Here is a 12,926-nt window from a genome sequence, read left to right as displayed (position 1 = left end):
CTGGCAGACGACAGACCGCTCGGCAGCCGAATTTTAAGAGCTGCGTCATCGGGAAGACGCTCCCAGGTCCAATCGACCTCCGTGATAATACGCAGCCGTATGACACGACGCCGACCTGTCGCATCGCTCTCCGCCGGGATTGGATGAGGTCCTGTTTGCGTTCCCGCAAACACACGATGCCATCGCGGCCCCAAGCTCACATCATGACTTCGACCGACGTTAACCAGGATGTGCACGGCCGAACCGCGTCGGACGGCGGCGACCTTCTTGTGTGGATACTTGCGTGGAGCGAACTAGCGGCATTCGGTGCGCTGCTGACGGCCTATGTCATCGCCTCGTGGATACACCCCGATGAATTCGCCAAGGGAGCGGCGAGGCTTCATCAGACGCTCGCCCTCGCCAACACCATTATCCTCCTGACCAGCGGGTGGTTTGCGGTAAAGGCCGCAAGCTGCTGGCATCAGCGGAGCCAGTGCCTGATGTTGCTCGGAGCGGCGGGTGGCGGCTTTTTATTTGTAGCGCTGAAGCTTTATGAATATCGGCTGGAAGGAGTCTCGCTGCTTGCCGCAGACACTTTCTCGCAACTATATCTTCTGATCACCGGCTTCCATATAGCGCATGTCCTGTTCGGGGCGTTGCTGCTCGTGCTCGTCGCCCGCTTCCCGTCACCTCAGAATGTACATTTGTTGACGACGCTCTGGCACGTGATCGATATCGACTGGCTGGTGATGCTTCCTGTGGTCTGTCTTCTATGAATACAGGGCGTGCCAGTACCCGTCCTTCGAGGGCGTTTGCCAGCTTCTGGCGCTTACATCGTATGTTTCAGCCGCCGGGCACGTTCAGGCGGCGATGCCGAAATTTGCGTTCGCGGTCATCGTCACAGTTATCGGAGTGTGGAAAGTGCGCTTCGTCGTCCTCGACTTCCTGGGAGAGCGACAACACCACTCTCCAATTGGGCGGGCGCTTGTCGCCTGGGCAAGTGCCGTGCTCGCCATCGCGCTGACGAAGGCTCTAATGGCTTAACCTGACATCGCGTTCTCGCGGTTTCACATCGAACACATGCCACAGGACGTGGCACTCGCCGACATTGCCCGAATAGAACTGAGCCGAGCCACCGCGGCTTGCGTCATTGAAGCTTTTCCAGGCATGAAAGAGCGGTACGTCCGTCTGAGCCTGGCTATCCTGGCATGTAGACGAAGAGGGAAGCTTCCATTCGTCGAAAGCGAAATTGAGCGGCTGGTCCAGGCAGTCCTCTCGTCGCCCTTGGATCAGCCACTCGCCGACAGCGTGCGGCCCGCGTTCAGGGCCGCCCCCGTGGGCTAGCGATCTGGCCAGACTTCAAACAGTTGGACGACCCCGGCGCGTCGGACCGCGAAAACCTGCCGTCCGAAGGCGGCGATCAGCAGACTGCCAGCCGACCATCTCAAGAGGCCCGACGGGCAAAGGACGCCGACGACCGCAAGCGCAACCCCTTAGTTATCAACCGCTTCTAAAAGATCCTCGCCATGGCGATATGGTCAACGTCGACCGGCCAACGGACGATCGTGAGGACGAGGACGCGAGCGCATCCGACGAACTTGATGAGATCACTCGCCCCGCTGCGCACGAGCTTGCGACCTCCATCCTGGTCGACGTCTCCCTATCCACCGATTCCTGGATCGACAATAGGCGGGTTCTCGACGTTGAAATGCAGGCCCTCGACATCTTTGCCCGCGGCCTTGACGCCTGCGGCCATAGCTTCGCGATCCACACGTTCACCTCAAGGCGACGCAACTGGGTTCGGGTCGAAACGATCAAAGGATTCAGCGAAAAATTCTCCGCCGCCACCGCACACCGCATCGCAAGCCTCAAGCCCGGCTACTACACGCGCATGGGCGCCGCCATCCGGCACGTTTCCACGCAGCTCGACCGGCACGGAACGCGGAAGAGACTGCTGCTCATCCTGACGGACGGAAAGCCCAACGACGTCGACAACTACGAGAGCCGGTTCGCGCTTGAAGATTGCCGGAAGGCAGTCATGGAAGCGCGTGGCAGAGGCCGGGCAGTGTTCGCGGTGACGGTCGATCAGAACGCCGGCGACTATCTGCCGGTCATCTTTGGGCGCGAAGGGTTCTCCCTGGTCTCCAACATCGCTAAGCTTCCGAGCGCGCTGCCATCGATTTACCGCAACCTGACGACCTAGGTCAGGACTTCCCACCGGCTACGCCAGGGCACAGATCGACGTACCCGGCGGTGCCAGGGCGCCGGGAGAAACAGCGTGTCGATGGACGGTGAGGAAATTGCCATTCAGGCTCTGCGCGGAAAGCCCCCGAAGCCGGGAGCCGTCGATGGGAGGGTCGGGCGCTTTCGCCCGCGCTCCAGGACGACCCGTCGCATCAAGCGGCCTTGCTGTGACTACGCCCCAAAGAACCGAAGTAGGCGTCAAACGCAGCAGCCACGGCCCGAACCATGAACCGGGCATTCTTGCTAACGAGCACGCGGCTTCCGTCGACGGTCACCACGCCATCGGAAACCAGAGCGTCCAGCCGATCGTTCCGTTCGAGCAGAAGGCGCGGGTCATACCCGGCCGTATTGCTCAACGCTCCGAAGTCAACTTCGAAATCGCACATGAGCCGTTCGATAACAGCCGCCCGGAGCTTGTCCTCCGCGGTAAGGACGTATCCTTTCGCGGTGGGAAGAACTCCGGAGGAAACCATCTCGGCGTAGCGGCCGATCGCGACATGATTCTGGAAATATCCAGCAGGCAGGCGACCAATCGCCGAAGCGCCGAAACCGATGAGGGTATCGCAGTCGTCGGTCGTATAGCCCTGGAAGTTGCGGTGCAGCGTACCTGAAGCGGAAGCGACGGCGAGTTGGTCGTCCGGCAATGCAAAGTGGTCGAGGCCGACGCGGACATATCCGGCGGAGACAAGTTCAGACGCGATCGCTTCTGCCTGCTCGTTACGTTGCCGGGCGTCGGGAAGTGCTGATTCGTCGATCAGACGCTGATGCTTTTTGAAAGTAGGAACGTGTGCGTAGCCGAACACGGCGAACCGTTCGGGGCGAAGCTTCACCGCAAGCCTCACCGTATCCACGCACGACTGGACAGTCTGATGAGGCAGGCCGTAAATCAGGTCGAAGTTCGTGCTCGTCACGCCATGGGCGCGCAGTCCGACGATTGCCGCCTGTGTCTGGCCGAACGTCTGGATGCGATTGATGGCTTTCTGAACAACCGGATCAAAGCTCTGGACGCCAAGGCTTGCCCGGTTCACCCCATTTTCTCCGAGCGCTAGGATCATCTCGCTGGTCAACGTTCGTGGATCGATCTCGACCGCGACAGTGCAGTCGTTTTCGAAGGCGAAACTATTCGTAAGCGTCATCATAAGCGCTTTGAACTCGTGCGGCTTCATGATCGTTGGGGTCCCTCCGCCAAAATGCACGTTCTTGACGGGCAAATTGTTTCCGGCAGCCGAAGAAACCATTCCAATCTCTTTGGTCATCACCTCAAGGTAGTCGAGGATCGGGGCGTCCTGCTTGGTGATGGTCGTGTGGCAACCGCAGTACCAGCACATGGATCGGCAGAAGGGGATGTGCAGGTACAGCGAGGCCGGCCCCGTGCCCCTCAAGCCAGCCAGGCCGTTCGAATATTCCTGCGATCCGACGGCATCAGAAAAGGCGGGCGCTGTTGGATAGCTGGTGTAGCGGGGTAGTCGGGCGTCGCCGTATTTGTCGACAAGGGCGTCGGACATTTTCGCATCCTCAAAAAAGCGTGTGATGCGTTATGCGCCTTGGCGAGCGCCTACTCGTTGTCATGGATCAATCACGCCGCGAACAATTTGCCGAAACGCCCAGCCCGCGCTGTGCCAACCGTATGCGATAGAGCGCTAAAATCTTGGGAACTCGCACTCGCCAACTCTCCTGCGAACGTGGATCCCAATACAAAGAGGCACGCATTTCAACAGCCGGCGTTCTTCTTCGCCGCCAACAAGAAAGGTCATGCCAATGGTCCAGCTTCGTGAGCTTGACGTAGGACAGATCCTGCGAAATGGCGGGATGCCCTTCCAAACGGGACGCCGCAGATGCCGGCAACTGATGTGACGAAGGAGCAAGTTTTCGCCGCGTTGCGGGAGATTGAGGGTCCGGAAGTCGGAACGAACCTTGTCGACCTTGGGCTGATCTACGAGGTCGATACGACAGAAGCCGGCGTCGTCAAGATCGAGATGACCACGACTACCCGCTTCTGTCCGGCGTCAGCCTTCATCATCGAGGCAGTCAAGACCCGCGTTGGGACGATCGCCGGCGTCGGCGAAGTAGTCATCGATCTAGTCTACGAGCCTCCATGGTCGGCCGAAATGGCGACGCTATTTTCCTTCAAGCAACCAAGCGTAAAAATTACGGTCGGACGCAAGCCATGAACATCGATCTCAAAGGCCTGGTGCTTGACGCAACCGACCTGGCCGGACGTTTCGGATTGTCGCCCGACGCGCTTCGTAGCCAAATGCGGCGAGGTCTGGTTCGCGGAGTGGTCGAGGCCGGCGTTGGCGAAGACGCCGGGAGGACTCGCTTTTCCGTGCGCTTCGGAAATCGGGTCTGGATTGCGGTCGTTGGCATTGGCGGTGAGAGTCTGAGCGAGGAAATGAAATTCGTCGCCTCCGCTGTGCCTCGGGTTTCAAGCGTTTCGTGCAAAACGGGCGGATAATCACAGCTAAATAACGATCAAGTCCAGCGCCTGCTGCCAGATCCATATTCCACACGTACTTCGTCGCGGGAGGCATGGCAGCAATAGAGGATGCCTGGTTCATCCTCGGTTTCGTTCCAAGGTCGACAGGGTGTTCGGCAAGGTGCCGGAGGCCGGCGGACCCTCACTCGTCTATCGGGTATCTTCGAGCATGAGTGCCGTAATCAGATACCCAACGCCCAGCATGCTGGCGAACAGGTACACGAACAAACCCTGCGCGACGTAATAATCCGTCGGACCCGCTGAGTACATTCCGGCAAACCTGTTGTTCCAAACAACGAACCCGACCGCACACCCCAGCCCAGCACCGGCTGCGAGGCGGGTGAGCATGAATGAAATCAACCGAGGCATCTCGCGTCTCCATGGTCTCCGCGCTCAACGTATGAGCGCTGATCAAGTTCCGGTGGCAAAAGGCGCCTTCGATCAATTGGGGTGGCGTGTGCCGGACGGCGTTCTTGATCAAATTGCGGAGCGCGTCTCTCAACAAGGCTGGGGCACCCCGCAGCAGAGCGGACTCGACCTGCGAAGAGAACTCCAGTGAATGGTTGTTCTCATAGACCATGGAGCGAGTTGAGCCACGATAGACGAGCCTAGCTCGATGAGGTCGATGTCTTCGAAAGTGCTATGGTCAAAACCGTCCAACCGCGCGAGAGCGGTGAGCGGACCGACGAAGCGAACGAGATCGTCGAGATTGGCCTCCGCCTGCCTGGCGCGGGGATGGTCTATACGGCCGAGTTCCAGCTTCAAAACCGCAAGCGGCGTGCAGATCTCATGTGCAATCCCGGATGTTAGGATCTTCTGTGATTTCATTAGCTCTCCGACCCGCTCGAAGGCGCGGTTGACCGCGATCACAACATGGGCGACACATTTTGAAGCGAAGCGCCCGGAACTCGTGACCGTCAAGTACCACGAGGAACACTCTTTAGCCGTTTCCCCTTGATATTCGATCGGTACAATTCTATGTAGTTAGTGCTTCGCAAGAAGACATGGTGCTAAACCTTTTGTGCAATAGATGTGCAGGACGCGGCTTCGACGCCGCCGCCTCCACCAACAACCGCCGGCGCGACGGCTGTTGATGGGGGCGACATGGGATCGACTGGCATTGAAAGACAAAAGCTGTGCTCGGCATGATACCACCGTTATCGGGTCAAAATAGTAGTTGCAAACGACAACTATGCGGAAGCTCGTCTCGCTGCTTAATCGCAGTGTGACACTTCAAATCAAGCCCTTGGGGTTCGCACCTTAAGGCGGGGTTCGGAGGTACCTGGCAACAGAAACCTCCACCTTTCCCCTCTCTGTCCTGCTGCCTTTGATTGAATGACGCTATGGTGATGTGGACTAAAATTAGTCAACGAGTAGCTATCTTTTTTCCTATTTTCAGACACTTATCTTGAACTAACAATCGTCATGTTCTCATAAGCGTTGGTACCCGGCGCCTCCACCAAAAACCGGCGGCCGCGAAGGCCGGCTTTTGATGGGGGCGAAACAGGATCGACAAGGGTGCGTGACACTTCAATCAAAGTCCTAGTGGTTCGCACCTCTAGGCGGGGTCCGAAGGCACGTGGCAACAGAAGCCTTCACCTTCTCCCTGCCGCCGAAATCATGTATGCTGCTGAAAAACGTGACTCGGCTCCGGTCTTTCCCAAGGCGCCCGGACGTGGCATATAACCTTGTGAAAAGACTTCCGAACCGACGAAAGACAGGAAAAGCATGGGGCAGGATCATATCCGCTACGACATTCTGGCACAGGATGCACTTCGCGGCGTCATCCGCAAGGTTTTGGCGGAAGTCGGAGCGACGGGCCGCCTGCCCGGCGACCATCACTTCTTCATCACCTTCCTCACAGGTGCTGCCGGCGTACGCATCTCCCAGCACCTGAAATCGAAATATCCCGAGCAGATGACCATCGTCATCCAGCATCAGTTTTGGGATCTGAAAATTACCGAGTCGCATTTCGAGATCGGCCTTTCCTTCTCCGACGTCCCGGAAAAGTTGGTCATCCCGTTCAATGCGATCCGCGGCTTTTACGATCCCTCCGTCAACTTCGAGCTCGAATTCGACGTGCCGCTCGCCGATGGCGAGGAATTACCGTCCGGTGAAATCACCGCGTATCCCGTCGACGCCGCAGCAAAGCCCGATGAGGCCGCGGGCGCAAAACCCGGCGATGGCGAAGAGAAGAAGCCGGGTTCGGTCGTCTCGCTCAACTCCTTCCGCAAGAAGCAGTGATTTGAAGGGAGGCCAAGCCTCCCTTTTTCATAAGGATTAAGGGGCCCGCATGAGCGCCGAAATCGTCAATCTCCGCCAATTCCGCAAGAAGCAGGCCCGCTCAGAAAAGGAGGCGCAGGCCGAGCAGAACCGCATTTCCTTCGGCCGCACCAAGGCTGAGAAGCAACTCACCCGCAGCATGAACGAGAAGGCCGACAAGACCCATCGCGACGGCCGGCTCGAGACTGATGACGACGGCGCGTGAAGCTTTCACGCAAAGCTTGAGCCGCCGGAATACAGTGTGAAGATTTTTTATGCATGTCGTCGTCCCGGAACCGCCGCACACTTCCGGGCGACATGCATTGAGATCAGCCACTTATGCAGCTTCCTTGAATCGATCTACCAGCCAATTAGACGTGAAGCCGCTTCATGATACGCAAGCATTCTGCGACGTTGCACGGCCACCGTACCAGTTTCTCGCTGGAAGACGAGTTTTGGGACGAGTTGAAGGCGATCGCCGCAAGCCGTTCGATACCGCTTGCCGCTCTCATTTCCGAAATCGATGACCATCGGCCGTCGGACAGCAACCTGTCCTCGGCGCTGCGGCTCCACGTGCTGGCCTGGGCGAAGGCCGGCGCTGGCCGCGGATTATAATCAAATTCCATGCATTATCATTGCGCCTGAACGCCCGGCACCTGGTCAAAATTGAGCGAACCGGGCTGCGGCCCGCCGCGCCGGGCCGCTTCCGCGGCGGCCCTCGCCTGTGCATCCGCCTCGTCTTTGGCCTCCGCCGCGCGTGCAGCCTCCGCTTCCGCGAGAGCCTTCTGCGCGGCCGCAGCCTGCGCCAATGCGCGCAGCCGCTCTTCCTCCGCCTGCCGTTGCTGCTCGATTTCGGCCGCCCTGACGCGCTGAGCGTCATTGAAGCGGTAGAGCGCCGCCTCGCGGCGCAGCCGCTGCTTTTCGAGCACGATCGCCTGCAACCGCTCGACGCGCCGGCGCTCGCGCTCGAAGGCGCGCAGCGACAGGTAGCTGGTGATATCGGTCACATCCATCGTCTTGCCGGGCGACGGCAGCATGCCGGAAAAATTCAGCCTGAGCGACGGCTCGGCGCCGGACAGCGCTTCCGTGCCAGGATTGAGACCGACGCCTAGCGTCGCGCTGATCCGTTCCTCCGGCAGCGCGATCTGCGCATCGGCGGTGATGCGGGCGAGATCGTTGGCGACGGTGACATTCTGCACGCGCAGTGTCCCGTCGGTGATATTGAAGGGGATGCCGAGCGGCGGCAGCTTCGCCTCTCCGTTGCTGAGCAGCGTCTCGATAATCGGATGCACCTTGCCGGCATTAATCTGCTCCTGCATCGTATCGGTCGCGGCAAGCAGCGGCGGAAGGATGGCGAGGTTCAGTCCGCGTATGCTGGTCTCGCCGAGCCTAAGTTCGCCCGAACCGTTCAGCGAACTGGCAATCTCGCCAATCGTCTTGCCCGAAGCCTCCATCGACAGCGACAATCCGAATTTGCCGTTGGCGATCGGCGCGCCGTCGCGCAGCCAGACGACGCCGGCAACATCGGAATCGGCAAGCGCAAGCTTCGTCTGCAGGAAACCGGTGCCGTCGGCATTGGTGAACAGCAGATTGCCGGAGAGCTTTCCGCCATCCCAGTTGCCGGCCATGTCGTTAAGCTGCAACTCATCGCCCTTGTAGGCAACGTTGCTGGTAAAGTCGGTGACCGCCGTCTCCGGCAGACCGGGCCAGAACTGCTTGGCGGTCAGCTTCACGTTGACGTCGAGATCCTTGAAGACGGGCAGCCCGAGCGGCGCCGTCGTCAGCGCGCCGTTGGCGGGATCAACGATCTGGCCGAACACTGCCTCGCCAAGCCAGCCGGCATCCGCCTTGGAGAGCGTCAAGTCGCCGGTCGCGGTCGTCTTCGCAGCCCTCCGGTCGAAGCTCAGCGCGCCTGAAAACTCGTTGTCGGCCGCATGCCCCTTGAGATCGGAAAAGACGATCTTGTCGCTGTCGACGCGGGCATTGACCTGCAGGCCGAACGGCAGCCCGGCTCCCGTCTGCGGCAGGGCGATCCCGTTCATGATGAGATAGGGGTCGATATCGGCGCTGTCGAGCGAAAGCGCGATCTTGCCGTTCATGAAAGTTTCCGGCCGGACATCGACTTTGCCATTGGCTGTAAACGAGGTCCGGTCGGTCGCAAAGGTTAGCGCCGCATCGGCGGGATCGTTACCTGATGCCTTCACCTTCAGCGTTAGGCGGCCGTTGGCGCCGACATCGACCGGCAGCGGATCGAGCCCGGCCTGGCCGAACAGGATCGACGGCACGGCATTTTCGAGCGTCGCCTCAAGGCTCGTCGTACCGTTGCCGGTCAGCGCCAGCAGGTCGGACATGCGGTAATCGAGATTGACGCGGCTGCCGTTCGCCACACCGGCAAGCGTCACCGTCAGCGCGTTGCCTTCGTCGCCGCCGAGCGTCAGCGCGCCGCGCAGCGCCGTGTTGCCGTACCAGCCGGCATTGCGCACCAGCCGGTCGAGCACCGGGTGATGCGGCAGGTGCTCGCGCAGCATGGTGAAAAAGCCACCGGGATCGGCCGATTTGAAGGTGATCTCGCCGGCGCCCTTGTAATCGAGCAGCGAGCCTTCCGCCCTGCCCGTCGCCGTCAGTTCAGCGCCTGCAATATTCTTGATCGACAGCCGGTCGACGGCAAGCTCTCCGTCGGCGATCGTGAAGGTGGTCTCGACATTCTCGGCATCGACGCCGAAGGCAGTGAACTTATCGGCCTTCAGCTGGGCGGCGATCTTGTGGTCGAGCACGTTGTCGCCGGCATCCTGGCCGGTCATCAGCCCGCTCAGCGCCTGCAGCGCATCGAGATCGAGCGTGTCGCCATTCAGGGCCACCGATAGGGTCGGCGTCTGGCCGGAGATCGCCTGTCGCTCCAGCCTGCCCTTCAGCGTCGCCGGCCCCATAGCGATCTCAAGATTTTCGAAACGCTGCAATTCGGGTGTCAGGCTGACATTGGCGGAAAAGCCCGCCTGCCGCAATTGGCGGATGGCCGGATCGACCGAGCCGGCAAGCCAGGAGGCAAGCCCGGTCGGCTGGCTGGACGCCACTACGATCTGGCCATTGAACGAGGCTTCGCCCTGCAGCAGGAGTTTGCCTTTGCCTTCCACCTGTGTCCGCCCCGGCAGCGTACCGGTGGCGCTGTCGATCATCCAGCCGGTACCGGCCGGTTCGAGCTCCAACTGCACGTCGCGCAGCGTCGTATCGCCGGCGACGATCGCCGGCAGCTTGACACTTGCCTTGCCCGGCACCTGCGGGATCGGCACCTGTGCGATGACATCAATTAGCGAATTCAGCCGCTGGCGCGCCGAAACCGCCGGATCGCGGGTCGTTTTGCCGGCCTCGCCCTGATTGCCGATGCGGTTGACGTCGATCTGCTGCCCGTCGGCGGTCAACAGGAATTCCGGCGCATTGCCCGTATCCAGCGTCGCCTCCCCGGTTATGACGTAGGGATCGTCCGTCGGTCCGATCTCCATCCGATATTCGGGAATGCGGATGCGTTCATTGGTGAGCTCGAAGCGGCCCTTGACGCGCGGCGGCTGCTCCTTCTTGTTGGCGGGCTTGGCGCTGTTGCCGCTTTCGATCGCCGCTGAAAGCTGCCCCTGATAGTTCGGCTTGCTGTCGACGAGCTTCAATTCGCCATCGAGATCGATGCTGACGGGGTGCTTGTCCGGCGAAAGCTTCGTGCGCATGCGCAGCACGCCCTTTTCGTCGGGCTGGCTGCTCGAGATCAAAAAGCTGCCGTGCTCGCCGTCAAGCGCCGCATTGCCCTCGATGCGCCAGGGGCCGGCCAGCGACTTGGCCGACATTTCCGCATTGAGGCCGGTGATGCGGCGTGAGCGGCCGGACTGGTCGTCGATGAACTCGACTTCGCCGCCGTTGACATGCACGTTTTCGAGAACGACGTTTTTCGCGGGTATTTCGGCGCGGCTGCCGCGCATCCAGTCGAGCGTGCCGTCCTTGAGCAATCTCAGGCGCACCTTCGGATTGACGACGCGCATGTCGAAAATCAGCGCCTCACCCGACAGGAACGGCGCGAGCTCCGCATCCATGGAGAACTGCTCGACCTTGACGATCGGCGTGCCGTCCGCCTCCTGGCCGACGCGCACGTCATGAAGTGTGACCGACGGAAACGGCAGGAGACGCGCATCCACCGTGCCGTAGACGGTGACCTTCTTGCCGATGATGCGGCTTGCCTGATCCTCGAAATTCTTGCGGAAATCCGTCCAGTCGATGAACAGCGGCGCAAGCAGCGCCACAAACAGCACTACGACGATCACTCCCCCTAGAAAGACGAGGAACCGGCCTACCAACGCAAGGATTCTCCATTCAGCATTCTGTTGCCGACACTAGCGCTATTCATGCCGGGGGCAAGGCCCAAGTTCATGAGAATATTCCGTTTTCAGCTCTGGTGGAAAATCTTGCCGGGATTGAAGATATTGTCCGGATCGAGCGCCTTTTTCACCTGTCGCATCAGATCCACCGTGCCCCCCAGCTCTTGTTCGAGGAATGCCATCTTGCCTTGCCCGATCCCGTGTTCGCCGGTGCATGTCCCGTCCATGTCGAGCGCTCGCCGATTGAGCCGCTGCACGAAGCTCTCGGCCTTGGCGATGTCTTCGGCGCTTTTGTCATCGAACAACAGCAGCACATGAAAGTTCCCGTCGCCGGCATGGCCGACGATCGGGCCGAGCAGCCCCTGGGCCTCGATATCGGCCTGCGTTTCGGAAACACAATCGGCAAGCCGCGATATCGGAACACAAACATCCGTCGAAAGTGCGGCAAGCCCGGGCGCCAGCGCCCTTGCCGACCAGTAGGCATCGTGGCGCGCCTTCCAGAGCTTGGTCCGCTCCTCGGCATTGGCGGTCCACAGGAACTCGCCCCCGCCGCATTCCGCCGCGATCTCGCCAAAGGCTGACGATTGCAGCGGCACCGTCTCGTCGGTGCCGTGAAATTCGAGGAAGAGCGTTGGGCTTTCGGCATAGGAAAGCTTGGAATAGGCATTGCAGGCCCGCATCTGCACCGTATCGAGCAGCTCGATGCGCGCCACCGGGATGCCCATCTGGATCGTCATGATGACGGCGTCGCAAGCGGCCTTGACGCTCGGAAAGGCGCAGGCGCCGCCGGCGATCTTCTGCGGGATCGCCTGCAGGCGCAGCGTCACCGAGGTCAGGATGCCAAGCGTGCCCTCGGCGCCGACGAAGAGCCGCGTCAGGTCGTAGCCGGCGGAAGATTTGCGGGCGCGCCGGGCCGTGCGGATTTCCTCGCCATTGGCGGTGACGGCGGTGACGGCAATCACATTGTCCTTCATCGTCCCATAGCGCACGGCATTGGTGCCGGACGCCCGGGTCGAGGCCATGCCGCCGATCGAGGCATTGGCGCCGGGATCGATCGGGAAGAACAGGCCGGTATCGCGCAGATGGATGTTCAGCGCCTCGCGCGTCACACCCGGCTCCACAGTGCAGTCGAGATCCTCGGGATTGACCTCGAGCACCTGGTTCATACGGCTGAAATCGATCGAAATACCGCCATTGGCGGCATTGACCTGGCCCTCCAGCGAGGTCCCGACGCCGAAACCGATCACCGGCACCTTGTGGGCCGCACACGCCCTGACCGCCGCCTTCACGTCTTCGGCGCTCTCGGCAAAGAGCACACCATCCGGCAGCTGCGGCGGGATATAGGTGGTCGTGTGGGCATGCTGTTCGCGGAAGGACTGGCCGGTCTGGAAGCGCTCGCCGAAGCTCTGCTTGAGAATGCCGAGCACAGCTGATATCCCCGCCTCGTTGCGTGTACCGGCCTTCGCGTCCTTCAACGCCATCCCTTTGATCTCCCTGCCATTCCACGGGGCATGTCGTGTCCCATGGGGTCAGGCTGGGTATGCGGCAAGTCAAAGCGGCTGTCCAGTTAAGATTGGGAGAAGATCTCATTCCCTTTTTGTTATACGCCG

General features: G+C 60.6%; 11 protein-coding genes, 1 other RNA gene and 2 pseudogenes. 9 read left to right on the top strand and 5 right to left on the bottom strand.

From position 1 onward, the window contains the following. The first annotated feature begins 203 nt into the window (after positions 1 to 203). The 3 genes and pseudogenes from MF410_RS04275 to MF410_RS04265 all read left to right on the top strand — a co-directional run. Positions 204 to 755, top strand: a complete 552-nt coding sequence (locus tag MF410_RS04275; protein ID WP_097628319.1) for a NorE accessory protein for nitric oxide reductase — start codon at positions 204 to 206, stop codon at positions 753 to 755. A 94-nt stretch (positions 756 to 849) separates the two neighbouring features. Then, a complete protein-coding gene (locus MF410_RS04270; protein ID WP_179867158.1) occupies positions 850 to 1,023 on the top strand; it encodes a hypothetical protein in 174 nt (57 codons plus the stop codon). A 54-nt stretch (positions 1,024 to 1,077) separates the two neighbouring features. Beyond that, positions 1,078 to 2,182, top strand: a pseudogene (locus MF410_RS04265) (VWA domain-containing protein); the annotation flags it as partial. Between the two features lie 193 nt (positions 2,183 to 2,375). Here MF410_RS04265 and hemN read toward each other — a convergent pair. Then, positions 2,376 to 3,728: an oxygen-independent coproporphyrinogen III oxidase gene (gene hemN, locus MF410_RS04260; protein ID WP_097628291.1), complete on the bottom strand. Its 1,353-nt coding sequence runs from the start codon at positions 3,726 to 3,728 to the stop codon at positions 2,376 to 2,378. Positions 3,729 to 4,058: 330 nt separating this feature from the next. Between hemN and MF410_RS04255 the strand changes: the two genes are divergently transcribed. Continuing rightward, entirely contained in the window at positions 4,059 to 4,394 is a 336-nt protein-coding gene (locus MF410_RS04255) for a metal-sulfur cluster assembly factor (RefSeq protein ID WP_131711344.1), read from the top strand. Further along, positions 4,391 to 4,678: a DUF6522 family protein gene (locus MF410_RS04250; RefSeq protein WP_097628289.1), complete on the top strand. Its 288-nt coding sequence runs from the start codon at positions 4,391 to 4,393 to the stop codon at positions 4,676 to 4,678. The genes MF410_RS04255 and MF410_RS04250 overlap by 4 nt, the downstream gene beginning before the upstream one ends. A 171-nt stretch (positions 4,679 to 4,849) precedes the next feature. On the opposite strand, the gene MF410_RS04245 is transcribed toward MF410_RS04250, so the two are convergent. Beyond that, positions 4,850 to 5,068, bottom strand: a complete 219-nt coding sequence (locus tag MF410_RS04245) for a hypothetical protein (RefSeq protein ID WP_239620192.1) — start codon at positions 5,066 to 5,068, stop codon at positions 4,850 to 4,852. Between the two features lie 82 nt (positions 5,069 to 5,150). Continuing rightward, positions 5,151 to 5,581 (bottom strand): annotated as a pseudogene (locus tag MF410_RS04240) (two-component sensor histidine kinase); the annotation flags it as partial. 68 nt (positions 5,582 to 5,649) lie between these two features. Here MF410_RS04240 and ssrA point away from each other — a divergent pair. From ssrA to MF410_RS04220, 4 genes are all read left to right on the top strand, one after another. Beyond that, positions 5,650 to 6,002: a transfer-messenger RNA gene (ssrA, locus tag MF410_RS04235) on the top strand. 425 nt (positions 6,003 to 6,427) lie between these two features. Continuing rightward, the gene (locus MF410_RS04230) at positions 6,428 to 6,943 is read left to right on the top strand and encodes an SspB family protein (protein ID WP_239620190.1); all 516 of its coding nucleotides are present in this window, start codon (positions 6,428 to 6,430) and stop codon (positions 6,941 to 6,943) included. Between the two features lie 49 nt (positions 6,944 to 6,992). After that, the gene (locus MF410_RS04225) at positions 6,993 to 7,187 is read left to right on the top strand and encodes a DUF4169 family protein (RefSeq protein WP_097628286.1); all 195 of its coding nucleotides are present in this window, start codon (positions 6,993 to 6,995) and stop codon (positions 7,185 to 7,187) included. A gap of 164 nt (positions 7,188 to 7,351) precedes the next feature. Further along, positions 7,352 to 7,576: a ribbon-helix-helix domain-containing protein gene (locus MF410_RS04220; RefSeq protein ID WP_097628285.1), complete on the top strand. Its 225-nt coding sequence runs from the start codon at positions 7,352 to 7,354 to the stop codon at positions 7,574 to 7,576. A gap of 17 nt (positions 7,577 to 7,593) precedes the next feature. Here MF410_RS04220 and MF410_RS04215 read toward each other — a convergent pair whose 3' ends face one another. Next, positions 7,594 to 11,295 carry an AsmA-like C-terminal region-containing protein gene (locus tag MF410_RS04215; protein WP_097628284.1) on the bottom strand — a complete coding sequence of 1,234 codons (3,702 nt, stop codon included), beginning with the start codon at positions 11,293 to 11,295 and terminating at the stop codon, positions 7,594 to 7,596. A gap of 89 nt (positions 11,296 to 11,384) precedes the next feature. Further along, positions 11,385 to 12,797, bottom strand: coding sequence for an FAD-linked oxidase C-terminal domain-containing protein (locus tag MF410_RS04210; RefSeq protein WP_097628283.1), 1,413 nt, complete (start codon positions 12,795 to 12,797; stop codon positions 11,385 to 11,387). Positions 12,798 to 12,926 lie beyond the last annotated feature (129 nt).

This window comes from Rhizobium sp. C104, assembly GCF_022354505.1.
GTDB classification, from domain to species: Bacteria; Pseudomonadota; Alphaproteobacteria; order Rhizobiales; family Rhizobiaceae; genus Rhizobium; species Rhizobium redzepovicii.
This window is presented reverse-complemented; position numbering and strand designations above follow the sequence as displayed.

What these genes read in the sequence shown, in the direction of transcription:
- MF410_RS04275 (WP_097628319.1), top strand. Translation starts at nt 204, where the DNA reads ATGACTTCGACCGACGTTAACCAGGATGTGCACGGCCGAACCGCGTCG.
- MF410_RS04270 (WP_179867158.1), top strand. Translation starts at nt 850, where the DNA reads ATGCCGAAATTTGCGTTCGCGGTCATCGTCACAGTTATCGGAGTGTGG.
- MF410_RS04255 (WP_131711344.1), top strand. Translation starts at nt 4,059, where the DNA reads ATGCCGGCAACTGATGTGACGAAGGAGCAAGTTTTCGCCGCGTTGCGG.
- MF410_RS04230 (WP_239620190.1), top strand. Translation starts at nt 6,428, where the DNA reads ATGGGGCAGGATCATATCCGCTACGACATTCTGGCACAGGATGCACTT.
- MF410_RS04250 (WP_097628289.1), top strand. Translation starts at nt 4,391, where the DNA reads ATGAACATCGATCTCAAAGGCCTGGTGCTTGACGCAACCGACCTGGCC.
- MF410_RS04245 (WP_239620192.1), bottom strand. Translation starts at nt 5,068, where the DNA reads ATGCCTCGGTTGATTTCATTCATGCTCACCCGCCTCGCAGCCGGTGCT.
- MF410_RS04225 (WP_097628286.1), top strand. Translation starts at nt 6,993, where the DNA reads ATGAGCGCCGAAATCGTCAATCTCCGCCAATTCCGCAAGAAGCAGGCC.
- hemN (WP_097628291.1), bottom strand. Translation starts at nt 3,728, where the DNA reads ATGTCCGACGCCCTTGTCGACAAATACGGCGACGCCCGACTACCCCGC.
- MF410_RS04220 (WP_097628285.1), top strand. Translation starts at nt 7,352, where the DNA reads ATGATACGCAAGCATTCTGCGACGTTGCACGGCCACCGTACCAGTTTC.
- MF410_RS04210 (WP_097628283.1), bottom strand. Translation starts at nt 12,797, where the DNA reads ATGGCGTTGAAGGACGCGAAGGCCGGTACACGCAACGAGGCGGGGATA.